Source organism: Robertmurraya sp. GLU-23 (genome assembly GCF_052983275.1).
The window spans coordinates 122920-148452 of record NZ_JBRKCV010000006.1; the positions used below are offsets into that span (position 1 = coordinate 122920).

Annotated in this window: 21 protein-coding genes, 1 pseudogene and 1 riboswitch; of the genes and pseudogenes, 20 read left to right on the forward strand and 2 right to left on the reverse strand. The window is 37.3% G+C overall.

The genetic code is table 11. The features are described from left to right. The first annotated feature begins 16 nt into the window (after positions 1-16). The 9 genes from rd (at position 17) to ACVBAX_RS12185 (ending at position 10506) form a co-directional block, all read left to right on the forward strand. Entirely contained in the window at positions 17-181 is a 165-nt protein-coding gene (gene rd / locus ACVBAX_RS12145) for a rubredoxin (protein WP_447117259.1), read from the forward strand. Between the two features lie 116 nt (positions 182-297). Beyond that, on the forward strand, positions 298-1011 hold the full coding sequence (locus ACVBAX_RS12150) for a Crp/Fnr family transcriptional regulator (protein WP_447117260.1): 714 nt from the start codon (positions 298-300) through the stop codon (positions 1009-1011). A 169-nt stretch (positions 1012-1180) separates the two neighbouring features. Next, a complete protein-coding gene (locus ACVBAX_RS12155) occupies positions 1181-2128 on the forward strand; it encodes an HD-GYP domain-containing protein (protein ID WP_447117261.1) in 948 nt (315 codons plus the stop codon). Positions 2129-2295: 167 nt separating this feature from the next. Then, a riboswitch (glycine riboswitch) is annotated at positions 2296-2372 on the forward strand. A gap of 151 nt (positions 2373-2523) precedes the next feature. After that, positions 2524-3870, forward strand: a complete 1347-nt coding sequence (locus tag ACVBAX_RS12160; RefSeq protein WP_447117262.1) for an amino acid permease — start codon at positions 2524-2526, stop codon at positions 3868-3870. A gap of 116 nt (positions 3871-3986) precedes the next feature. Next, the gene (locus tag ACVBAX_RS12165) at positions 3987-5117 is read left to right on the forward strand and encodes a GerAB/ArcD/ProY family transporter (protein WP_447117264.1); all 1131 of its coding nucleotides are present in this window, start codon (positions 3987-3989) and stop codon (positions 5115-5117) included. Beyond that, positions 5080-6540 carry a spore germination protein gene (locus tag ACVBAX_RS12170; RefSeq protein ID WP_447117265.1) on the forward strand — a complete coding sequence of 487 codons (1461 nt, stop codon included), beginning with the start codon at positions 5080-5082 and terminating at the stop codon, positions 6538-6540. Before ACVBAX_RS12165 ends, ACVBAX_RS12170 begins: the two co-directional genes overlap by 38 nt. Further along, the gene (locus ACVBAX_RS12175; RefSeq protein ID WP_447117266.1) at positions 6537-7697 is read left to right on the forward strand and encodes a Ger(x)C family spore germination protein; all 1161 of its coding nucleotides are present in this window, start codon (positions 6537-6539) and stop codon (positions 7695-7697) included. The genes ACVBAX_RS12170 and ACVBAX_RS12175 overlap by 4 nt, the downstream gene beginning before the upstream one ends. A 133-nt stretch (positions 7698-7830) precedes the next feature. After that, entirely contained in the window at positions 7831-9009 is a 1179-nt protein-coding gene (locus ACVBAX_RS12180; protein WP_447117267.1) for an SLC45 family MFS transporter, read from the forward strand. A gap of 270 nt (positions 9010-9279) precedes the next feature. Next, the gene (locus ACVBAX_RS12185) at positions 9280-10506 is read left to right on the forward strand and encodes an L-lactate MFS transporter (protein ID WP_447117269.1); all 1227 of its coding nucleotides are present in this window, start codon (positions 9280-9282) and stop codon (positions 10504-10506) included. Between the two features lie 49 nt (positions 10507-10555). Here ACVBAX_RS12185 and ACVBAX_RS12190 read toward each other — a convergent pair whose 3' ends face one another. Continuing rightward, positions 10556-11158 (reverse strand): YesL family protein, encoded by a 603-nt coding sequence (locus tag ACVBAX_RS12190; RefSeq protein WP_447117270.1) that lies wholly within the window; start codon positions 11156-11158, stop codon positions 10556-10558. Between the two features lie 108 nt (positions 11159-11266). Here ACVBAX_RS12190 and ACVBAX_RS12195 point away from each other — a divergent pair, with 108 nt between their 5' ends. From ACVBAX_RS12195 to ACVBAX_RS12205, 3 genes and pseudogenes are all read left to right on the forward strand, one after another. Further along, positions 11267-11959 (forward strand): HAD family hydrolase, encoded by a 693-nt coding sequence (locus tag ACVBAX_RS12195; RefSeq protein ID WP_447117271.1) that lies wholly within the window; start codon positions 11267-11269, stop codon positions 11957-11959. A 40-nt stretch (positions 11960-11999) separates the two neighbouring features. Next, a complete protein-coding gene (locus tag ACVBAX_RS12200) occupies positions 12000-12128 on the forward strand; it encodes a hypothetical protein (RefSeq protein ID WP_447117272.1) in 129 nt (42 codons plus the stop codon). Between the two features lie 10 nt (positions 12129-12138). Next, positions 12139-12285 (forward strand): annotated as a pseudogene (locus ACVBAX_RS12205) (alpha-galactosidase); the annotation flags it as partial. 442 nt (positions 12286-12727) lie between these two features. Here ACVBAX_RS12205 and ACVBAX_RS12210 read toward each other — a convergent pair. After that, positions 12728-13825 (reverse strand): substrate-binding domain-containing protein, encoded by a 1098-nt coding sequence (locus tag ACVBAX_RS12210; protein ID WP_447117361.1) that lies wholly within the window; start codon positions 13823-13825, stop codon positions 12728-12730. 515 nt (positions 13826-14340) lie between these two features. On the opposite strand from ACVBAX_RS12210, the gene ACVBAX_RS12215 reads away from it, so the two are divergent. The 8 genes from ACVBAX_RS12215 (at position 14341) to araD (ending at position 25498) form a co-directional block, all read left to right on the forward strand. Continuing rightward, positions 14341-15663, forward strand: a complete 1323-nt coding sequence (locus tag ACVBAX_RS12215; RefSeq protein WP_447117362.1) for an ABC transporter substrate-binding protein — start codon at positions 14341-14343, stop codon at positions 15661-15663. A 147-nt stretch (positions 15664-15810) separates the two neighbouring features. Then, positions 15811-16701 (forward strand): carbohydrate ABC transporter permease, encoded by an 891-nt coding sequence (locus ACVBAX_RS12220; RefSeq protein ID WP_066054332.1) that lies wholly within the window; start codon positions 15811-15813, stop codon positions 16699-16701. An 85-nt stretch (positions 16702-16786) separates the two neighbouring features. Continuing rightward, a complete protein-coding gene (locus ACVBAX_RS12225; RefSeq protein WP_430776441.1) occupies positions 16787-17629 on the forward strand; it encodes a carbohydrate ABC transporter permease in 843 nt (280 codons plus the stop codon). A 144-nt stretch (positions 17630-17773) separates the two neighbouring features. Next, the gene (locus ACVBAX_RS12230) at positions 17774-19240 is read left to right on the forward strand and encodes a family 43 glycosylhydrolase (protein ID WP_447117273.1); all 1467 of its coding nucleotides are present in this window, start codon (positions 17774-17776) and stop codon (positions 19238-19240) included. 6 nt (positions 19241-19246) lie between these two features. Further along, entirely contained in the window at positions 19247-20539 is a 1293-nt protein-coding gene (locus ACVBAX_RS12235) for a family 43 glycosylhydrolase (protein WP_447117363.1), read from the forward strand. Positions 20540-20557: 18 nt separating this feature from the next. Next, a complete protein-coding gene (locus ACVBAX_RS12240) occupies positions 20558-22807 on the forward strand; it encodes a beta-L-arabinofuranosidase domain-containing protein (RefSeq protein WP_447117274.1) in 2250 nt (749 codons plus the stop codon). A 307-nt stretch (positions 22808-23114) separates the two neighbouring features. Then, positions 23115-24809 (forward strand): ribulokinase, encoded by a 1695-nt coding sequence (gene araB, locus ACVBAX_RS12245; protein WP_447117275.1) that lies wholly within the window; start codon positions 23115-23117, stop codon positions 24807-24809. After that, entirely contained in the window at positions 24803-25498 is a 696-nt protein-coding gene (gene araD, locus ACVBAX_RS12250) for an L-ribulose-5-phosphate 4-epimerase (RefSeq protein ID WP_447117276.1), read from the forward strand. The genes araB and araD overlap by 7 nt, the downstream gene beginning before the upstream one ends. The last annotated feature ends 35 nt before the right edge of the window (positions 25499-25533 follow it).

Sequence of the window (25533 nt, forward strand, 5' to 3'; positions counted from 1 at the left end):
CAAGGAGGAAATGAGAATGAAAAAATATATATGCTTACCATGTGGATATATTTACGATCCAGCAATAGGAGATCCTGATGAATATGTCGAACCAGGAACACCGTTTGAAGAGCTGCCAGAAGATTGGGTATGTCCCGTATGTGGGGAAGATACAGATCAATTTGCAGAGGTAGAGGAATAAGAATGGATCGCAGCTAAATTTTAGCTGTGATCTTTTTTCATACTAGTGATTTAAAACACAAATATATCAAATGACGTATGATATATTTTTAGAAATAAAAAAATTAGGTGATGCTTATGAAGGAAGCTAACTGTAGTCATAATAAAATGCTGGTACCTTGTACGAAAAAGGTACCAATCTTTGGGGCTTTATCAGAAGAAGAAATCTTAAAAGTCGCCAAAATGGCCAAGCATACACGGTTCAAAAAGGGACAGTTGCTTTTACAAGAAGGAGAGAAATCTGATCGATTATTTATTGTGAACAAAGGGCAAGTCAAAGTGTCAAAGTTCACCATTGATGGAAAAGAACAGATTTTATATATATTAACAAGCGGCGAGTTTTTTGGAGAGTTACACCTTTTTAATAATGAAGAAGTGAATAATTTTAGCGTTTATGCCATTTCAGACACGGAGATTTGTGTCATTACAAAAGATGATATTGACATAATCATGGAAGCAAATCCGGAAATCTCTATAAAATTATTAAAAGCTTTGACAAAGAGATTAGCACATACAGAAACGCTCGTGCAAAACTTAGCAACCAAGGATCCTGAAGTGAGGATTGCCCATATGATTCTAGAATTTTGTCAAAAGTTTGGAACAAAGAAAAGTGACGGAATTCTTATAGAACTCCCGATAACAAGAGAAGAAGTGGCAAGCTATGTAGGGGTAACACGAGAAACAATTAGTCGTAAATTTAGTAAGTTCGAGAGTCTGGGTTTAATTTCTCAACAAGGAAATAAAAAACTATTAGTAAAAGACAATCTAACCTTCAGAGAATATATACAATAATTACAAAGGCGCAAAAAGGCCATCCCCCATTTCTTTGAAAATATCATACAACTGTTAATCTTTTAAAAAAATGCACCTTAGAGGCATTTTTAATTTTTTTAAGGTTTTCTTAAGGTTTTTCTTTAATAATTACTGAAGTTTGAGTGAAGTAATTAGGAGAAGGTGTATTATGAAATCTAGGTGGTCGGTTTGGTTAGAAAGAACAGATATTTACCGTTGGTTATTTGGTGCAACGGTTATCCTTTATTTTTTTAGTGGTGACTATATAAATAATCGAGATATTTTCATGTTATTTACTTTAATTATACTCTGTCTTTCCTCATTTTCATTTCGAAAAGTGTGGATACAAGTTTTCACTAGTGGGATTATTTCATTTATAGGGGCTTACCATGTACCCGATTTCAATATTCAGTTAACTATTCTTCAATGGATTTGGTACTTTGTCATGGCCACGTTTATCATGATTCTTATTGAAAAATATATCGCTGAAAAGAGAAATATGATTGATCTTATCACTTCTTTAGCCAATACATTAGATTCGAGAGATAAATATACAGCTTTCCATTCGAATAATGTTGCGAATTATTCAAAAGCGATCGCGGAAGAGTTAAAACTTAAGCAAACCGTTTGCAAGAATATTTATATCGGTGGATTGCTTCATGATATAGGGAAAATTGGTATTTCAGAAAATGTACTTAATAAATCTTCAAAATTAACCACGGACGAATTTATACATATTAAAGAGCATCCGTCTATTGGTTATGAACTCGTGAAACATATTAAACCGTTTGAGAAGAGTGGGGTATTAAATATGATTTTATACCATCATGAACGCTATGACGGTAAGGGATATCCAAATGGGTTAAAGGGAGAGGAAATCCCATTAGAAGCCCGTATTATGGCAGTTGCAGATGCATTTGATGCAATGACCTCACATCGTGTGTATCGTGAAGCACGGAGGTTAGAATATACGTTACATGAGCTGCAAAAAGAAAGAGGAAAACAATTTGATCCTGTTGTAGTAGATGCCTTTTTAAAAAGGATTGGGAGAACAAATATGAGTCTATATCCAAGCAAACAATCAGAAGGATCACCTTTTCAAAAAGTAGGTTCATAATGAAGTTTGATCATCATATCACAAAAATATTCTTGACCAACTAAAAGAATACTGATAAAATTACAAATTATTGTACGATAATAGCTTAGGAGTTTGTTGAAAAACAAATCTAGGCTATAAATTAAATATATAAGCAAGCTATGAATGTTATGGGTCAAACTATAACAGGAGCGGCTTCTGGAGAGATCGCGTACTGCGACGCCGAAGGGTTCACAATCTCAGGCAAAAGGACAGAAGAGTATAGATACTATTTGGTATGAATGTAAGTTCTATTTGTCATTTAACCATGTGTATTTGTTATTCTGACGTTTTTAGAGATTGGGGGAACCCCAGTCTCTTTTTTTATGGCTATTATTCTTACAATAATGATTAGAGAGAAAACGGAGGAATTTCAAGTGGCACAGCATGAGTTAAAAAGGGAACTGAAAAATCGTCATGTACAGTTAATCGCAATTGGCGGAACGATTGGTACTGGCTTATTTTTAGGTTCAGGAAAAGCAATTTCATTAGCAGGTCCCTCTATCATCTTAGCTTATTTAATTGTGGGGATAGCAACCTTTTTTGTTATGAGAGCATTAGGGGAGCTGTTGTTATCAAATGCAGGTTATCAATCGTTTACTGATTTTGCGGTAGATTATATCGGACCGTGGGCAGGCTTTGTAACAGGGTGGACGTACTGGTTCTGCTGGATAATGACGGCTATGGCCGATGTTATTGCAGTTGGAATGTATGTGCAGTATTGGTTTGATATCCCACAATGGGTACCAGCATTCATCTGTTTAATTATTTTATTAGGGTTGAATCTATTAACAGTAAAGCTTTTTGGAGAATTAGAATTTTGGTTTGCCATTATTAAAGTTGTAACCATTCTGGCTTTAATAGTTATTGGGGTTGTTTTACTAGTTATTGGATTTAAAACAGAGGCAGGAACGGTTTCTGTACAAAATTTATGGCAACACGGAGGATTTTTCCCGAATGGAATTAGCGGCTTTTTGTTTTCTTTCCAAATGGTCGTATTTGCTTTTGTTGGAGTAGAGTTGGTTGGTGTATCAGCTGCAGAAACAGCTGATCCAAAGAAAAATATTCCTTCAGCCATTAACAAAATTCCTTTAAGAATTCTGTTCTTTTATGTGGGTGCATTAATTGTTCTGCTTAGTATAAATCCATGGAATCAGTTGAATGCAGATACAAGTCCCTTTGTTAAGACCTTTACTTTAGTAGGTATTCCCGTTGCGGCCGGAATTATTAACTTTGTTGTATTAACTTCTGCTGCATCTGCGAGTAATAGTGGATTATTCTCTACAAGCCGTATTATGTATAACTTAGGGCGTCAAAACGGTGGAACGGGTATGCTTGCAAAATTAAACAAAAATGCAGTTCCAAGTAATGCATTACTTATTTCAACGGTCATTGTTTCTATAGGAACTTTACTTAGTAAATTGATCCCCGAGCAAGCCTTTGGAATTGTGACGACCATTAGTGCGATTTGTTTCATTTGGGTGTGGAGCATTATATTAATCTCTCATATTAGATATAAAAAAACTCGTCCAGATTTACACCAAAAATCAATATTCAAAGCTCCTCTAACACCATTTATTAACTATGTCGTACTAACTCTTTTTGCGTTTATTTTACTAGTGATGCTTATTTCAGAATCTACTCGTTCAGCATTAATGTTGACCCCATTATGGTTTGTTCTATTATTTGTTTTGTATTTCTTTAAAAGTAAGAGATCGGTGTAATAGTAAGACACTTTGTCGATAGACAAGGTGTTTTTTATTTTTATTCAACTGTTTACAACATAAAAAACTGAAGCTTAGGTGATTTTAATAATAAAACTGCCAAATAGGAGAAATACATGCAAAGCCTAGTGAAGATATTACTACCAAGACAATTATTTCTATTACTAATCCTATCAACTGGTTTGCTTAACCATGTCTTACTCATTCCGAATTTATTGACAGCTGCCGGGAGGGATAGTTGGTTAAGTGTGATTGTTGCGTACCCGATAGCCATGAGTTTCCTTTGGTTAATTTACTACATCGTAAAAAATAGCCCAAATGAGGGGTTTTTTCATATGGTCCGACACCGATTTGGACCCATTTTTTATTATTTATTACTAGCTCCTGTTTTTTTATTTTTACTTATTAGCTCGTATGTAACCTTTAGAGACTTGATGATCTGGTTAAGTGCCTATTTTCTAGCTGAAGCACCTATCATGATGATCAATATCGTACTAATTATTGTATGCTGCATCGTTACACTATCTGGTATAAAAACCATGGCTATAGCAAGTGGATTATTGTTACCTATTGTGGTAATGCTAGGATTCTTTATTGCATTTACCAATACGAGCTTTAAGGACCCAACCCTTCTATTCCCTGTATTAACAGATGGATATATTCCTTTGTTTAGAGGAACAATCTATGTTCTTGCGGGACTATTAGAACTATATATTGTGGTTTTGTTACAACCTTTCTCACAAGAACCCATTACATTTAAACAACTACTGATATTAATGACCGTATTAACGGGATTGATTTTTGGTCCACTCTCAGCCTCTATTATGGAATTTGGTGTAGTTGAGTCAGTGAACTTTCGCTATCCAGCCTATGAACAGTGGAGAGTATTGAATATTGGTGAATATATAGCAAATCTGGACTTCTTTGCTCTGTACCAATGGTTAAGTGGTGCACTTATAAGAATTGGATTATTTATGTACCTCTTAGGGCATTCTTTATCACGAAAAAGGCGTGAGTATCGACTGAATCCCAAGCTTGTAGGTATGATGTATCTCTTCTTATTAGGAGTTACTTTGATAAAGGTTGAATCATTCACTTTCTATCAAATCATTTATGAATATGTCCTACCAATAACCCTAGCTTTTTTTCTACTACAGATTTTACTGTCAGCTTTTATTATTTTTGTCTTAAAGAAGAGGGATAAACGACATGAGAAGGAAAATGAACTCGGATCCAGTTCTTCATAAACCATCAAAGGATAAAACTAGCCTCATCACAGAGAAGTTGAAAAAAAGTGAAGATCTATTATGTAAGGAACATGGTCAAGACGCTGAGAAGTTTAAGTTTATCTTTTTTGAATCGTTAGTTGATAATCAATATTTAGATCAATATATATTACCAAGAATAAGCGGTCACGAGAAAGGCGTAGTGAAAGCAAAATTAATTTCCTTGTTTCAGGCGGAAAATGTGACTGATAAATCAACTGATGATTTGTTACAACTTCTATTTGAAGGATATGTGCTATTTGATTTTCAAAGTGAGTTATTAAGTATTCAAGCGGGCGATTTTCCAAAAAGACAGCCTGAGGAATCGGCGCTTGAAACCTCCATTAGAGGACCAAAGGATGGTTTTGTTGAGGATTTAAAGACAAACATTTCACTAGTTCGTCGGAGACTTAATACGTCTTCTTTATGTGTCGAAAAATATACAATGGGTACAAGAAGCAATACCAAAGTAGTTCTAATGTATATAGAAGATATTATAGACAAAAGGGTACTTGAAGAAGTTCATACCCGACTAGATAAGATAGAGATTGATGTATTGACGAGTATTTACGATTTGGAGTCATTGATTCGTGATCGACCGTATTCGGTTCTCCCAAGTATGGACTATACAGGCCGGCCAGACTTTATCGTTCAGGCTTTGATCCAAGGTCGATTTGCTCTTTTAGTAGAAGGAAATCCAACTGTCTCCATTGCTCCAACCAACCTATTATTACAAACGAAATCCCCTGAAGACCATTATATTAGCTATACGTTTGTAACGATGGAAAGAATCATGAGAATGTTAGGAGTAACGGTGTCAGGGTTTTTACCAGGAGTTTGGATTGCTTTTTCAGCTTTTAATATTGAGCAGATTCCGTATTTACTTGTTGCAACGATTTCTGTTTCACGTTTTGGATTGCCTTTGTCAGCACCAATTGAAATGTTTGTTATTTTATTTTTGTTTGAGTTATTTAATGAAGCAGGAGTAAGGTTGCCGCGAGCAATCGGACAAACGGTAGCAGTCCTTGGGGGCTTAATTGTTGGAGATGCAGCCATCAGAGCAGGCTTAACTTCTCCCACGATGCTGGTTGTTGCTGCGATTACATATATTTCGTCTTTTACCTTAGTGAATCAATCGTTAAGTTCAGCCATTACGATCATAAGGTTTGGGGTACTTATTTTAAGTACTTTTTTTGGATTATTTGGTGTCATTTCTGGCTATATATTAACCGTTATTTATTTATCAACCATTTCTTCATTTGGTACTCCTTATCTAGGAGCGTTAGCACCTATATCATTCAGTGAGGTGATTAAGTCCTTTTTAAAAGCACCTACTCAGTATTACAAAACAAGAACTTCCTCCACGAGTCCTAATGACAGAACAAGAGGTGGAGATCAATCATGAGGAGAGCTTGGTCTATCTGCATAATAAGCTGTCTAGTGCTAACAGGCTGTACTGGCTTAAAAAATATTCAAGACTTAACCTATATTGTAGCCATTGGACTTGATTATAACGAGGAAACAAAGGAGTATACGGCCTATTTACAAGGGTTGAATTTTGCAAGTGTGGCAAAGCAGGAAGGGGGAAAACCTATTGAACCGATCCCTATTTTTGTGGCATCGGCTAAAGGTGAAACCCTCAACTTGGCAGTGAGCAATCTTTATAAAATGTCTGAACCTCCCTTGTTTTTTGGGCATGTAAAGTCACTCATACTTTCTCAAGCAATTGTTGAAAACAAATTTAATGAGGTAATTGAAGAAATTGGTCGAAATCGATCCTTGAGGCCAACACTTCGGATTATTACTACATCAGAGGATATGCTAGATCTTCTAAATATAAAGGCCTTGTTTAATTATCCTGCTGTGTACACTGTACTTTATAAGAAAAATCAATACGAATTAGCACAAAATGAGATTAGACCGACGATGTTAATGTTTTTCTTAAGAGAGTTTCATGAGCCTATGGGAATGGCCAAAATTCCTACTGTGAGTATTGATAAAGAAAGTTGGAAGGCGGATGAACCTTATCCTATCTTATACTTTGATGGGTATTCAGTATTTCAACAACAAAAGTACATTCAAACCATTCCCTTTAAAGATGCTGTTTATATTAATTGGTTAAGAGAAAAGCACGTGGCAATGAATCAAAAAGTAGAATTGGATGGAAGTTTAATTGCTGTAGTAAAGTTATCTACTCCTAAGGTTCAGGTTAATTATGAAGATAATCTTAGTGCGCCGGTGTTCTCTTTGAACATCTCAGTAGAAGCGGATCTATTAGAAAAATTAAAAGAGGTTCCTATTAAGAAGGTAAAAGAAATTATTCAGAAAGATATCGAAACGAAAGTAAGAGAGCTTTATGTTAATGGAATTGAAAAGAGGATAGATGTTCTTAATCTAGGAGAAAAATGGTACAGAGCAAACCCAAAGAAATATAAAGAACTAGAAACAACAAACCGCTTTTATTTAGAAAAAAACTCGTTAAAAAATGTAAAAGTTTCTGTTAAGATTCTTCATTATAATGGTTATAAATATGAAAAACGAGTCCATGAGGATTTTGAGTAATGTGAGGCACTTTGTCAAAGAGACAAGGTGTTTTCTTTTTTAATATATAAATGTTGAACAAGCAATTGTTCATAAAACTCAACATAGGATAATAGCATTATGTTCTCTAAAAAGAAATGGTTGGTGGAACACGATGAAAAAGACATGGCTGTTAGGCTTTGGATTTTTTAGTATCAGCATCGGATGGTCACTGTATAACGGATTTGTACCATTTTTCCTTGACAATTATTTATCGAGCACCGCACTGATTGGTTTTTTAATGACCATTGATAACTATATTGCTCTATTTTTACAGCCTTATATTGGGCAACGTAGTGATCGAACGAATACAACCTATGGCAGACGAATGCCTTACTTGCTTGTGGGAATACCTCTAGCTGCTTTATTTTTTGCACTTATCCCTTTTCACAATAGCCTTATGACATTAATAATTTGCATGTTGTGCATGAACTTGTCTATGGCTCTCTTTAGATCCCCGACCATTGCACTTATGCCGGATATCACACCAGAATCCCAGCGTACCAAAGCAAATGGAATTATTAATTTTATGGGTGGAGTCGGTGCGATATTGGCGTTTAGTCTGGGCTCCTATTTGTTTAGTTTAAATGAATCAACTCCTTTTTTAGCTGTTTCCGTGATTTTTTTGGTGGCTTTATGGGTTTTGTACAAAAATATTATAGAAAAACGGGATGCCCTATTCTATTCAGTTACATCCGCACCGAAGCTAAGTTATAAAGATGAGTTAAATCGGCCAACGGTCATTTTATCAGCTGCAATCTTTTTCTGGTTTATTGCGATACAAGGAATGGAGGCCTTATTTACTTTATACGGAGTAAATGAACTAGGATTAACTAAAAGCGCTTCTGCCTTTTCATTAGCTTTCTTTTCATTAAGCTTTGTCTTGTCGGCCATTCCTTCGGGGTTGCTAGGTGCTAGGTATGGAAAGAAAAGGATCATTATATTAGGGATCATCGGTTTAATTTTTGTGTTTCTTTTGTTAACTACTGTTCAAACCGTTCTATTTCTTCGTATCCTTTTATTAGCTGGTGGAGTTTTTTGGGCATGTATTAATATTAATGCCTATCCATATATTGTCTCGACAGGTAGCGAACATAGTTATGGAACTAGAACTGGTTTGTACTATTTAATTTCTTCACTGTCGGCCATTATTTCACCACCAACATTGGGGGTCTTTATTGATCTCTTTGGTTTTGGAATATTGTTTTATGCTGCTGCGGGAAGTATGTTTGTTGCGTTTGTTTGTATGTTGAAGGTGAAGAAGCCGGATGAAGAGATAAATTTTGAAGAATAAGAGCTTTTGGAAAGGTCGAGTGTCTTAAAATAATTTTTCTTGACCGATCATAAACAGACACTTATAATTAGTAAAAATCATGATAGCTCTTTTTAATGTCAATGAGACAAGGGGAAGGGAAATCATTTCAACTGTAATTATTAAATTTGTTTGGTTGCTTATGTAAACACAGTGTTTGTGAGTATAGAAGAGACCAGCGAGGATGGGTTCCCATCACCGCTGGTCTCTTTTTTTAATGGGTAGTTTTCTAAACTTAAGGAGGTTTTCTATTTGAATCGTTGGTTAGTGGTGTTGGGGGCTGTTCTTATTCAAATTAATTTAGGGGCGGTGTATGCTTGGAGTCTTTTTAATCAGCCGCTGATTGATAAATTTGGTTGGGCTAGGGAAGATGTAGTTGTTACTTTTTCAATAACGATAGCTGTTTTTGCATTTGCAACGATTTTTGCTGGTAGGCTACAAGACCAAATTGGACCTAGGTGGGTCGCGACGATTGGAGGTTTGCTGCTCGGAATTGGATTGATGCTATCGAGCCAAGCAACTTCACTTTTACAGCTCTATTTCTTCTATGGAGTTATTGGTGGAATTGGGATTGGAATGACCTACGTTTGTCCACTATCCGCATGTGTAAAGTGGTTTCCTGATAAAAGAGGATTTATAAGCGGTGTAGCTGTCGCAGGATTTGGACTAGGTGGACTTATATACAAACCGTTGATTGGGTATCTCATTGAATTATCAGGAGTTTCTTCAACCTTTTTGTATTTAGGAATCATTTATTTATTGTTAGTTATGGTTGGGGCACAGTTATTGAAAAATCCAACGGAAGAGCAAGTATTAAAGTATCAACCTAAACAACTAACATCTAATAGCAAGGTAAAAACAATTGTAGATACGAGCAATCAATTTACACCAAAACAAATGCTTCGTACTCAACAGTTTTATTTATTATGGTTCATGTTTTTATTTGGTAGTGTTTCCGGTTTAATGGTGATTAGTTTTGCGGTCGACATCGGCGTGGATATGGCAAATCTAGAACTTGAACAAGCAGGAAATGCAGTTATGGTGATTGCTCTGTTTAATGCTGCTGGGCGCATTGTATGGGGGAAACTATCCGATCGCTTTGGGCGGAAACCTACATTAATCACCATCTATGCCTTAACAGCCGTGATGATGTTTTATATGAGTACAGGAATGATGAACTATCCTCTGTTTTTAATGGCTGTTTCTTTAGTAGGGTTTTGCTTCGGTGGTTTTCTTGCTCTGTTCCCATCCGTTACCGCAGACTATTTTGGTGTACGAAACATGGGGAGTAACTATGGCTTTATGTATCAAGCCTATGGGTTATCTGCGTTTGTTGGACCGATTGTGGTGAAGTCCCTTCCATTTACCTCTGCCTTTTTACTAGCTGGTTGTATCTGCATTGTGGCAATCATTTTGGCTAGGGTGGTTGAAGTACCAAAGCTAAATACTGGGGAAAGGCTACGTGAAAGAGAAGCATAATATAAAAAACCGAGTACATTCGTAAAAGTACTCGGTTATTTTTTTTACATCATAAGGTCTTGACCTGTTCTTCCACTTTTTGAAATACACGATGACAAAGATAGCTGATACAAAAAGCACACACACAATAGATGAATAAAAAGGTAATTTGCCAAAAATAAAGGATCATCCCTGTAGCTACAATACATAGCAAGGACAAAAACGTGGTAAAGAAGAATCGTAGTGAAAAGAAAAATGAGTTTTTTACGATATTGATTGTTTTCATTCGGTAGTGAGACATCATTGGAAATATATAAATAGTTGTTAGTAAAAATATAAATCCAATCAATAAAAAGATAGAATAGAAGATAGGTTGTAAAGACCCGAGGCTATTCATCAAGGTAAAGTCTAAAAATAATAGACCGGAGAGCACTAACCAAATCAACCCAAGCACAAAGCTTTGTTTGAAGTTTTCTTTGAAAAATTTCATATACGAACGAAAGACACTGTAGTCCTTATGGATAATCCATTGTCGAGTAACACAGTACATCGCAACGGTCGCAGGGAAAATGGTGATAACAGGAAGACAAAATAAAAGCCATAAAATATTAAGTTGAAAAAAAGCGGTTACAATTTCTAGCAATCTAAAAAAAGCATTGTTTTCGTATTTCATTTTTTTCACCAAGTTTCTTATTTTCTAGGATTATCATAAAAATAGCATATTCTTACCGATAAAAAAAGCTGGAATTTCTGTCTTGTATGACGAGAGGAGAAGATTTTGATGATTAAAGCTCTATTTTTTGATTTGGACGATACCTTACACGACGCGCAATATCCTTTTGAAAAAACGGTAGAAGAACTGCTTCCGGAAGTAGCTTCAAAATTGAATATGAATGCATTATATATAAAGTTTAGAGAGGCTAGTGATTGGTTGTGGAAGGACTATGTGACAGGGAACATGTCTCTAGTCGAGCTGCGAACAAAGAGGATGATCTTGGCTTTAAAAAGTATGGATATAACGATTGATTCTGAAACAGCTCGGCTGTTTCAAAACCAATACGAGAATAATCAGAGTCAGCTTAAGATGTTCCCGGAGGTACCGAATCTGTTGGAAGAAATTAAAAAGAAAGGGATCACCGTAGGAATGATCACAAATGGTCCAGTTGAGCATCAGCACAGTAAAATTTCTTCTTTAGGGCTGAAAAGTCATATTCCAATTGATCTCATTTTTGTATCTGATGGAGTAGGGGTAGCTAAGCCTAATCCAGATATCTTTCATCATGTGAGAAAGCATGTAAATCTATTGCCTCATGAATTATTATACGTAGGGGATTCATGGGAGAATGATATTGTTGGCTCATCGAAAGCGGGCTGGCAATCTTTTTGGTTTAACCATCGGAAAAGAGAGCCGGAAACCAACCATAAGCCTTTAGCAGTTATCCACAATCTAGCAAACATTTTGGATTATGTTTAAAGGGTTATAAACAAAAAACTTGTGGGTAAGGTGTTTATAGATGAGTAATGAAGTGTATGGATTTCGTTTTCTGGATACTTTCCAAAGTTCGTTTTATCAGTTATTTGCTGTTGGCCACCAAAAGGTATATGAGAAAAGTTATGATTGGGATGGGTTAAGACGTAAGTAATGAAACGGCAACTGTGAAGACAACTCTTGACCTAGTAGGAGTTACTGGGGTGAAGCAGGCACGTGAACTGTGGACTGGTCAGGACCTAGGAGAGATAACGGATCGTATGGAACAGGTGCTTCCGCCACATGGAGCGGTGTTGGTGAAGTTATATTAACAGGATGAATTCTTTTGCGGAAAAACGAAATGAAAAACGTCAGGATGAAGTGAATTTTATCGGATTTAGGGTTTTTCTTAGTTGTTTGGACTAGATATTTGGATTTTTCAATCGGAATATAGCGGTTGGGTAGGAGTTAGGTAGGCTTTATTTGCAATTGTAGAGATTTATTTGCGATTCTAGAAATATATTTGCGATTCTCGAGATTTATTTGCTATTTGAAAATTATATTTGCGATTCCTGAGATTTATTTGCTATTTGAAAATTATATTTGCGATTCCTGAGATTTATTTGCTATTTGAAAATTATATTTGCGATTCCCGAGATTTATTTGCGATTCCCAAGTCATTCTTGCGATTCCCCAATCACACAATTCTAATAACACACCAACCCAATAACAAAAAAAACGAACCCTGCCAATCACGCAGGGTTCGTATCTCATCTAAATCAGACTAGTCTTTTTCAACTCCATGGTCGAACTTCGCACGACAAGTTCAGGTTCATACACCTTCGATTGAGGTACTTCTTTCTTTTCCACTGCTGATACAATCCATTTTGCTGCTTCAATCCCCATGTCCATTTTCGGATGGGTGACGGTGGTTAATTTTACTTCTGTTGCTTCTGCTAGGAATGAGTCATCGTATCCTACAATAGATACATCTTCTGGTACTTTTAAATCGAGTTTACGGAGAACATCTAACACACTTACCGCCAGCTGGTCATTGTAGCACACAATGGCGGTTGGTTTTTCGTCCTTTGAGAAAAACTCTTCAATTTGTTTCAACGTTTTGCTATTCACATCTTCTGTCGAATAGGTAATGACCATTTCAGGGAAAAACGTAACACCGTGCTCTCGAAATGCTCGAATAAATCCTTGCATCCGATGAACCCCTTGTAGGTCATCTGTTTTGAACAAACCGATAATCTTTTCATGTCCCAATTTTATTAAGTGTTCTGTCGCGATAAAACCTCCATGCTCGTCATTCATGATGATATGAGGAGGCATCAGCTGAGAATAAAATTGGTTGATCATTAAATAAGGAATATTGTTTTGTTCGAGTTCAAGATAGTAGTTAATGTTTGGATTATAGTTACTACTCTTTGTTGGTTCAACAATAAGTCCATCAACATTTCTGCCTAACATGGTTTGTAAACATTGTCTTTCTTTTTCCACATCATTATTCGTACAAGATAAAGTTAACGTATATCCTTGTGTTGTCAGATAGGATTCAATTCCTCTAATAATAGATGGGAAGATATAATCAGAAATATAGGTAGTTATAACCCCAATATTTTTTCCTTTTATTACAGAAGAGGAAGATTGACTCTGTTGTTTCGATTGCTTAGGATTATGCGAACAAAAGGTACCAGCACCTTGTTCTCTGTAAAGTAATCCTTCATGAACCAGATCACCCACCGCTTGTCGCACCGTATGTCTACTAACCCCAAATATCTGCACAAGTTCATTTTCGGAGTAAATTTTTTCGCCAGGATTTACCTTCCCTGTTTCGATCCACTCCACGATCTTTTCCTTAACCATGTTGTATTTAGTTTTTTGTTGTGCCACTGAGGTATCACCGCTTTCTATTCGATGTACATAATTTGAAATAACTTATACGTACAACATATATCTAATAATACCATAGTATCAAATAAAATGGAAAAAAACTATTCCGTACAAGTATATTTTATAAATAAATACGAACACGTACGGACATACTAAATATTTTTTGAAAAATCACATTGACATGTACGAACAGGTATATTACTATTTTAATTGTAGAGAATACGCTTTCAAAGAAAAATTTTCTTAAGGGTCAATTGTTTTTACTTGGAAACTACTAAATTATTAGGAGGAATTTATATGTGATTCCCTAACATGTACGTACATATAAAAAAGACTATTATTAAATCAGAGAATAAGCTATTATTTTTTTAAAAGTAAAGTGATTACGCTTTCAATTAGTTTTTCTAGATTTCATTCTTTTATAACTACAATAGGTTGAAGATGGAGGGATTAACTTGTTTAAATCATCTAAAAAATTTGGTGTAATAATGCTTCTAGCAATAATGGTGATTGGTGCAATCCTTAGTGGGTGCTCAGGTGGTGAAAAAGCTAGCAGTGATGGCAAGGTTGAGCTTACTTTTATGTTTAGGGGGAATCCTCAAGAACTAGAAGCTTATAAAGCTACTGTAAAGAGATATGAAGAAGCAAACAAAGATGTAAAAGTTACAATGGTTCAAACAGCTCCTGATCAGTATGATACAAAGCTAAAATCAGCAATCGCAGGACGTAAGATTCCAGATGTTTTCTTCTATAACCCAGCTCAAGTAAAAGCGTATGTAAACTCTGGAGTACTATTAGATATTACGGAACAAGTTGAAGGGTCAACTGACGTGAAAATTGATGACATTTGGGAAGCTGGGATTAATAAGTACCGTTTTGATGGTGAAACGTTAGGGCAAGGTGCAATCTATGGATTACCAAAAGATTTAGGACCTTTCGCTCTTGGTTACAACAAGACGATGTTTGAAGAAGCGGGAATTCCACTTCCTGATAAAGACAAGCCATACACTTGGGATGAATTCATTGATGTTGCTAAGCAGTTAACAAAAGATAATGATGGCGACGGCAAAATGGATCAGTATGGAACTGGATTTAACGTAAACTGGGCATTACAACCATTTGTTTGGAGTAACGGTGCAGATTGGATTAACGAAGATGGAACAAAGGTTACAATCGACGATCCTAAGTTTATCGAAGCATTACAATTCTTTGTAGACCAACAAAACAAACACCAAATTACTCCTTCTATTGGTGATGCACAAACATTAGATACGTACCAAAGATGGTTAAAGGGTCAATTAGCATTTTTCCCAGTTGGACCATGGGATATGGCTGCTTTTAAAGAGCAATTAAAGTTTGAGTATGATTTACTTCCTTGGCCTGCAGGTTCTACGGGTGAATCTTCTGCTTGGGTTGGATCTTTAGGAATTGGTGTTGGTGCAACAACGAAGCATGCAAAAGAAGCAGCTGAACTAGCGATGTACTTATCTGCTGACCAAGAAGGACAACAAGCATTAGTTGATGCACAAGTTCAATTACCGAATAGTGTAGAAGTTGCTGATGCATGGGCTGCTGACACATCGATTAAACCTGACAATAAGCAAGAGTTCTTAGATATCATTAATGACTACGGTCGTGGATTCCCAGCTGAAAAAACTTACACAGCTGAATGGTATGATGAGTTCTTCAAAAATATTCAACCAGTGTTAGATGGTAAGACAACTGTTGAAGACTACGTAAAAGAAGCACAACCGAAAATGCAAAAACTATTAGATGCAGCAATTGAACAAGAAAAACAAGCAAGTAAGTAATAACACTTCGTTGAAAGATTAACCATGTGTAAATGATGCTAGATTCTTAGAATCATAAGATAGCATCATTTGCATCTTTTAATAAAATGTTACTTGTACCAAAAGAAGGCGTGTGTATTCATGCTTTTGTTGAAAGGGTGAGGAAATATGAAAGCGACATCCAAGCTGTATCGCACAGAACAAAGATATGCCTATTTGTTTATTGCAGCACCAGTTTTAGGATTCCTCATTTTTGCAATGGTTCCTCTTATTTATTCAATGTACGGAGCCTTTACGAATTGGAATGGTCTAGGACAAATGGAGTTTATCGGCTTTGAAAACTTCATTAATTTATTTAAAGACGAGTATTTTTACAAGTCGATGTATAACACCTTCTTTATGATGCTAGGTATTCCAATTGGAATCGTGTTAGCTCTTTTACTGGCTCTAGCTCTAAATAGAGGAATCTTTGGTACAAATACCTTCCGCGTACTTTACTATATTCCGGTCATTTCCTCCATTGCAGCCGTTTCTATTCTTTGGCAATGGGCGTATAACGGAGATTATGGTTTAGTTAACCAATTTTTAGATCTTATTGGGATTGAGGGTCCGAACTGGTTGCAAAATACAGCTACTGTGAAACCAGCGTTAATAATAATGGCTGTGTGGAAAGGATTAGGATATACGATGTTGCTTTACTTAGCAGCACTACAAAGTGTACCTAAAACCTTCTATGAAGCTGCGAAATTGGATGGAGCAAATGCTTTTCAAGCCTTTTGGCATATCACGCTTCCGATGGTAAAACCAGTAACATTCTTTATTATCGTTACAAATATTATTGGTGGAGCGCAAATCTTCACTGAGATTAACGTTATGACACCTACTGGTGGTCCTGAGTATAGTTCAGCATCAGTTGTTTTCTACATTTGGCAAAAAGCATTTGGTAACTTCCAATTAGGTTATGCATCTGCAATGGCCTTGGTATTAGGACTCTTCATCTTTATTATTACCCTAATCCAATTTAAGATGAACGAAAAATCTTCCTTCGATTTGGATTAACGCTAGGATAATAAAAAAGACTAATAGAAAGGGGCTTTTAACAATGGAAGTTGCAGTTGTAAAAAAAGAAGTGCAAGCTGAACCAATGTCTGAAAAAAAGAAAGATAAAATTACCAATATATTTGTTTTTGTCTTCCTGAGTTTTGGAGCGATTTTCATGGTGGCTCCACTCTTATGGATGTTCTCCACATCACTAAAGTCAAAAGAAGACGTGTTTGCTTTACCGCCTGTATGGATTCCGAAAGATATCTCTTTTACTAAGTATCTTGAAATTTGGGATATGGGGCCACTTTTATCGGGGATTGGTAACAGTTTAATTGTGGCTTTGTCAGTAACAATTATTGGTACCTTTACTTCGAGTTTAGCCGCTTTTGCATTTGCAAAGCTGAAGTTTAATGGGAAAAATAAGATCTTTATTATGCTTTTTGCATCGGTTATGATTCCTTATCCGGTGCTCATGATTCCACAGTTTATTATGTTTTCAAGTATCGGTTGGGTAGATAGTTTATTACCGTTGATCGTACCTGGTCTTTTTGGGAATTTATTCATGATTTTCTTCTTACGACAATACTTGAATAGCGTTCCCAATTCCATTATTGAAGCAGCGAAAATTGATGGATGCTCGTATTTCCAAATCTTTTATAAGATTATCTTTCCATTAATTAAACCAGCGGTTGCTGCTCAATTAATTCTATGGTTTATGGGGATCTGGAATGACTATTTAGGTCCGATTCTTTACTTGAATTCACCAGAGAAACAAACCTTGCAGTTAGTAATTGCAAACTTTAACGCATCATATGCGATCCAAAGTGATTATCCATTAATCATGGCAGCATCAGTGGTTGCTTTGTTACCGATGTTAATCGTATTTATTATCTTCCAGAAGCAGATTATCGAATCGATTGCTATTTCTGGTGTAAAAGGTTGATACATTGATTCAAAAAATGCAAATCAAAATACCGGGAATATTTTGATTGAAAAATTAAATACAAAAAAATGGGAAGGCACTTATCGAGGGATACAACGGATAAGTGCATTTTTTTACATATTTTATTTGTTGGGAGCCACAACAGTGAACAAACAAAAGAGAATTTATCTAGCAATAGGTATAGCTATGTTACTAATGTTTGCCCTATTGATTACGCCTAGAATCATGAAACCAAATACAAATGATCTATCGGGGCTAAGTCTTCCCTCTCCACCTTCAGAAAAGGTTATTCCTAAAGTAATGAATGACATCATTTACAAAGAAGAGGAGTGGACGACAAATTTCACCCACGACGGGGCCATTATCAAAAATGGGGATTGGTATTATGTGTACTCGACGGATTACATGGTCGGTGGACCACCGACACCAGGTATTCAAATACGTAAGTCGAAGGATCTGATTCACTGGGAGTTTGTCGGCCGAGTGTTTGATCAAGTTTCAAGTGATGCGTGGGAATGGACTGGCGGGACGACGTATTGGGCGCCAAATGTGGTTGAAATGAATGATAAGTTCTACTTGTACTATTCCGTCTCCTCAGTTGGAAAGCGAACCTCGTATATCGGTTTAGCGACAAGTGACTCTTTAGAGGGGCCTTGGAAGGATGAAGGAGCTGTATTTAAAACGCAGGAAGGTGATGAGTACACGGTAAATGCCATTGATCCGGATATCACGTTTGATACAGAAGGGCAGTCTTGGATGGTTTATGGGTCATATTTTGGGGGCATTTTTATCACAAAAATTGATTCGCAAACAGGGAGATTAGTAGATCCAACAGAAGAAGGAACATTAATTGCCCAACGGAAAAGTATGAGCTATGGAATTGAAGCTCCGGAAATCATCTATAACCCAGACACAGAATATTACTATTTAACCGTCTCGTATGAATGGTTGGAGGATACGTATAACGTAAGAACCGCCCGCTCAAAGAATATTACAGGACCTTATCTAGATTTCAATGAAAACGATATGGTTGATCCGTCAGATGATTCCTTTAATACCGGTAATAAAATCGTTAGCTCGTATGCTTTTGAAAAAGATAGCGGCTGGCTTGGGACCGGTCATAATGGCTTGCTTGAGGATAATGGAGATTACTACTTAATCCACCAAGCGAGAGCAGGTGAGGAAATATACTGGTCTCATTTACATGTGAGAAAAATCGTATGGACTGAGGATGGTTGGCCGGTTGTATCTCCAGAGAGATATGCGGGTGAAAAGGAACAGAAAATAGAAGAAAAACACATTATTGGGGATTGGGAGGAAATTCTTCTCCCGCGGTATGACGACACCGTGCAAACTTCCCAGAAATTAACCCTCCTTGCAAATGGAAAGATAGACGATGAAAGCGGAAAAAGTAGTTGGAAGCTATCTAGTGACAACACACTTAAACTAGTTATCTATGATCCTGGGGTTGCTCCTACTGACTATTGGGAGTATAGCTTAAAAGTACTTCCTGGTTGGGACTGGGAAAATTGGAATGAAACTCTTGTGTTTACTGGGATGAATGAAGAAGGAACGGCCATTTGGGGGAAAAAACAAATTAAAGGAGAGTAAAATGTGATGAAATTTCCTAAAGAACCAATCAATTATAAGTTATATGATGAATCGATTATCCACCAGGAAAGTAAGTGGAATATCAACAATGCTCATGATCCAGCCAGCTTTATGGATGGAGATACCTATTATGTATTTTCTACGGATGCGAAGTATGGTGGACCTCCAACTGGTGGGATCCAAATACGGAAATCAAAGGACTTAATTGAGTGGGAATTTGTTGGTCATGCATTTGATGAGATTCCGAGTGACGCATCCGATTGGACAGGAGCGAAAGGGCTCTGGGCACCGGAAGTAGCCAAGTTCGGTGACACCTACTATCTGTACTATGCCGCTTCACAATTCGGAAAAACACAGTCGTTTATTGGTGTTGCAACAAGTCATAGTATTGAAGGTCCATGGCAGGACCAAGGGGAGGTAGTGAAATCGCAGCAGGATGTACCCGGACCAAATGCGATTGATCCGAATATTACTTTTGACCGTGACGGAAATCCATGGTTAGTCTATGGAAGCTTCTTTGGAGGGTTATATGTTTTCCCTATTGACCCGGCAACAGGAAAAAAACGCGTTGGAAGTGAAGAAATCCTAGTTGCTAAAAGGCATACCAGTGTAGAGGCTGCAATTGAAGGACCTTATATTGTGTATCATCCTGAATTTGATCAATATTACTTATTCGTTTCCTATGATTCCTTATTTAAGAATTATCATATTCGCGTGGGGAGGTCTCATTCCATAGAGGGTCCTTATCTTGACTATGATGGGAATGAAATGACCAATTTAGAACTTCCACCAAACGAAGTGGGAATGAAGATATTAGGTGGATATAAATTTGGCGATAAGGAAGGCTGGATAGCACCGGGACATAATTCGGTTTTGCAAGATGGCAATGATTATTATATCGTTCATCACGCAAGAGGAGAGAAGGATCCTCATTGGCATTACTTACATGTAAGAAAGATCGTATGGACTGAGGATGGTTGGCCACTCGTTTCTCCTGAAAGATATGCGGGTGAAGAGGAACAGCCAGTTGATCCAAGTCTGATGAATGGGAAATGGGAATATATTTGGATGGATAAAAATGAACATGAACTGATTCCTTCACGTTCTATTACTCTTCCTGCTAATTGTGAAGGGGGATGGGAGTATAAAAAAGACAATACTTTTAAAGTTCATTTGGATGAAAAGCATTGTGAGATTATCGTATTACCAGCTTGGGATTGGGAGAATTGGAATCCAACACTGGTCTTTACAGGTAAAGACCAACACGGAAATGTTGTCATTGGAAAAAAAGTAGAGTAGTAGATGGGAGTGGAGGTAATGGAAGTAAATGCATTTAAGTTAAATTGTGTCAAAGTGACTGGTGGACCTCTTAAAGCCGCAATGGATTTAAATAAGGAGTACTTACTGCAACTTGAACCTGACCGGTTATTATCCCGTTTTAGAGAGTATGCTGGCTTAGAGCCAAAGGCTAAGAATTACGAGGGCTGGGAAGCGCAAGGGATATCAGGGCATACTCTTGGACACTATTTGTCTGGTTGTGCCATGATGTTTGCTTCTACAGAAGATAAGAGATTTTTAGAGCGTGTGAATTATATAGTAGAAGAGTTAGAGGAATGTCAAATGTCGAATGGCAATGGCTATGTGGGAGGTGTGCCGCGTGGAAGAGAGCTATTTGAGGAAATAAAATCAGGTGATATTCGCTCACAAGGTTTTGATTTAAACGGTGGCTGGGTTCCTTTATATTCGATTCATAAAGTATTTGCAGGATTAAAAGATGCCTATCACTTAGCGAATAATCAAAAGGCACTACAAGTGGAAGAGAAGTTAGGCTTGTGGTTAGTAGACGTTTTTTCTGATTTAACACATGAGCAAATACAAGCCGTTTTACATTGTGAATTTGGTGGGATGTCAGAGGTGTTAGCGGACTTAGCTGTTGATACAGGAGATGATCGTTTTTGGAGCTTGTCTGAGCAATTTCATCATGAAGAAGTACTTAATCCTCTCGCGAATGGCTTGGATCAGTTAGCTGGTAGGCATGCTAATACACAAATTCCTAAAATAGTAGGGGCTGCTAGGCAGTACGAGGTCTCACAAAATGAATCGTATCGCAAAATTGCAGAGTTTTTCTGGGAGCAAGTGACCAACCACCATTCCTATGTGATCGGTGGAAATAGTATGAACGAACATTTTGGAGAGCCAGGCAAGTTAAATGATCGACTTGGTGCTTTTACGTGTGAAACTTGTAATTCCTATAACATGCTTAAACTTACGAAACATCTTTTTCAATGGAATCCTTTGGCGATTCAGGGGGATTTTTATGAGCGGGTTTTATACAATCATATACTAGCTTCACAGCATCCGACAGAAGGAACGGTTACGTATTTTGTCTCTCTCGATATGGGCGGTCACAAAGTGTATAATTCGAAATTTAATGATTTCACTTGTTGTGTTGGGTCAGGGATGGAAAATCACTCAAGTTACGGGAACAATATTTATTTTTATAGAGAAAATTCATTATTCATTAATCAGTACGTTCCATCGAAACTTGATTGGAAGGAGATGGGGGTCACTCTTCAGCAGTCGACTGATTATCCTGAAAATGGGAAGGTGACTATAACAATCGATAGTGAGGATTCGAAGGATTTCGCTCTTTCCGTTCGTTATCCGTATTGGGCAGAACAAGGACTGTGTGTCTATGTTAACGGGGAAATATACCTTCATAACAATGAGCCATCAAGTTTTGTTACCATTACACGAACTTGGCAACAAGGAGACACCATTGATTTAGTTATGCCCATGACCTTGCGAGTAGAAAAAATGAACGATAACCCGAATCGAATTGCCTTTATGAGTGGTCCTCTTGTGTTGGCAGGGGATCTAGGTCCGATTAATGAGGAAGGACAATCGAAAGATTTGCTGTTTACACCTGTGCTTGTGACCGATCATCCTACAATCACGAATTATTTACATCCAGACACTGAAAAAAATCATCAGTATGGTATGAAAGAAATTGGTTATCCACGAAATGTAGAACTGTATCCTTTTTATTTAATGCATGACCGTAGTACAACCGTATATTGGGATGTTTTTTCGTTGAAGGAGTGGGAGAAGACGGAACACGCTTATAAAACCTCTCTTGAAAAAGAACGTGAGCTTCAGCAAAAAACCGTTGATTTTTTTCAGCCAGGTGAGATGCAGCCAGAACGAGACCATGATTTCGAGGGCGAACATGTTGGATTAGGAGTAGAGTCGAATCGTAAGTACAGAGATACATGGCCAAGTGGTTATTTTTCCTTCTCATTAATGGTAGATTCCGAATCAACACAAGCATTAGTTGTTATGTATACAAAAGAAATAGAAACCAAGAAATCTTTTGATTTAAGTATAGATGGGCATCTGTTGAAAGATGGATTATTAGAATTAGAGGAAATGAACAAGTTTGTACTTGTACGGTATGAAATTCCTCTTTCGATAACAGAGAACAAGACAAGTGTGCGTATACAATTTAAGGCACATGAGGGCTGTAAAGTACCGAAAGTATTTGCTGTGCGTATGATAAAGAACTGATTTTTAAACAATTATGTCGAAGAAACTTAAATATTTTTTTATAAATACCATTGAAAAAATAAGGATAGGTGGTACAATCAAGTTAAAGGTTATGCGTACAAGTTGGAGAAAAAAGAATAAAAATAGTCAACTTGTAAGGTTGATTGTAAAGGATTACATATTTGGTCTCTGATTTCTTGTACGCACAACGTTATATTATAAAAGAAAAAATTACATTTTAATCCGATGATGGATATGTAAAAACAAATCTCGGATCATCTTTTTATCTTAATGTAAACGCATTCTTTCTAAGGGCAGGGTGATGTAAATGGGTAAGTATTCAATCGGTGTTGATTATGGAACACAGTCGGGAAGAGCGGTACTTGTCGAGATTGGAACAGGTAAGGAAGTAGCAACAGCTGTCAAACCTTATACGCATGGTGTGATGGATGAATTTTTACCAGATGGAACCACGAAGTTAGAGCACGATTGGGCACTTCAGCATCCAACAGATTATTTAGAAGTGTTACAGATTACGATTCCAGAAGTATTAGAGAAAGCTCAAGTTTCACCTGAAGATGTAGTTGGTTTGGGAATAGACTTTACCGCTTGTACGGTATTACCAATTGATGAATTTGGAACACCGTTATGCTTAAAGCCAGAATATCGTGCAAACCCACATAGTTATGTGAAGCTATGGAAACATCATGCGGCACAGGATGAAGCAAATCGTTTGAATGAAATGGCGGAACAACGTGGTGAGGCGTTCCTAAAGCGTTATGGTGGAAAGATTTCCTCTGAATGGATGATTCCAAAGGTATGGCAAATTTTAAATGAAGCACCAGATATATATGAAGCGGCCGATCAAATTCTAGAAGCAACAGACTGGGTCATTTACCAGTTAACAGGTGAAATTAACCGTAATAGTTGTACGGCTGGATATAAAGCGATCTGGCATAAGCAAGAAGGGTATCCGTCGAAGGATTTCTTTAAAGCACTAGATCCTCGGTTAGAAAATGTAGTGGAAGAAAAGTTATCTACTAAAATAGTTCCAATTGGAGCTAAGGCGGGAGAAATTACGGAAGCTGCAGCAAAGCTTACAGGATTAAAGCCTGGCACGGCTGTAGCAGTTGCAAACGTAGATGCACACGTGGCCGTGCCAGCTGTAGGAATCACGGAAGCTGGCAAACTATTAATGATCATGGGAACGTCAACTTGTCATATTTTACTAGGAGAAGAAGAAAAAATTGTCCCAGGTATGTGTGGGGTAGTTGAGGATGGTGTTTTGCCTGGGTTTATGGGATATGAAGCTGGTCAATCTTGTGTGGGTGACCATTTTGAGTGGTTTACAGAAAACTGTGTACCTGAAAGCTATCAGGATGAGGCAAAAGCAAAAGGAGTAAATATCCACCAGCTGCTAACAGAAAAGGCTAGCCAGCTGAAAGTGGGTCAAAGTGGACTACTTGCTCTAGATTGGTGGAATGGAAATCGTTCAACTCTTGTTGATGCTGACTTAACAGGTGTTCTATTAGGAGCAACCCTTCTAACAAAGCCTGAAGAAATCTACCGTGCGTTAATTGAAGCAACAGCGTATGGAACTAGAATGATCGTGGAGACATTTAGAGAAAATGGTGTACCAGTGAATGAAGTATATGCTGCTGGTGGAATTGCTGAGAAAAACTCATTGATGATGCAAATTTATTCTGATGTGTTAAATATGGATATTAAAATCTCTGCATCCTCTCAGACACCTGCACTTGGTTCAGCGATGTTTGGAGCTGTTGCAGCTGGAAATGAGCGTGGCGGTTACGACACCATTACTGATGCTGCGAAGGAAATGGGAAGTGTGAAGGATGAGTATTACCAACCAAAGCTTGAGAATGCAGCTGTTTATAATATGTTATACAGCGAGTATGCTCGCCTTTATGACTACTTTGGCCGTGGCGAGAATAATGTCATGAAGACATTAAAAAAACTTAAGAATGCTAGTTCCTCAGAAATGAAGGAGGAAACCGTATGCTAGAACAACTGAAGCAAGAGGTGTTACAGGCCAATCTAGATCTTCCTAAGCACGACTTAGTGACATTTACATGGGGAAATGTGAGTGGAATTGATCGAGATGAAAATCTAGTGGTCATTAAACCAAGTGGTATACCGTACGAGGAGTTAAAAGTAGAAGATCTTGTAGTCGTTGATCTAGAAGGAACTATCGTGGAAGGAAATTTACGACCTTCTTCAGATACTCCAACTCATCTTGCACTGTATCGCGCGTTTCCTTCCATTGGGGGAATTGTTCATACTCACTCCCCTTGGGCAACAAGTTGGGCTCAAGCAGGACGTTCTATCCCGGCATTAGGAACAACACATGCAGATTACTTTTACGGAGAAATTCCATGTACAAGAGAGATGACAAAAGAAGAAATTGATCGTGCTTACGAGTTGGAAACTGGAAATGTGATCATCGAGACCTTCGCAGTCGGAGGAATCGATCCAGTAGCCATTCCAGGGGTACTCGTAGCAAACCATGCACCGTTTAGCTGGGGGAAGGATGCACACCAAGCGGTACATAATGCAGTGGTTCTTGAGGAAGTGGCAAAAATGGCACTGCAAGCGTATCAATTAAATCCAGGTGTTCGTCCAATTGCCCAAGCGATACTCGATAAACACTATTTACGAAAGCATGGTGCAAAGGCATATTACGGACAAAAATAACATTACTTGTACGTATAACTTGTTTGTTTCTATGA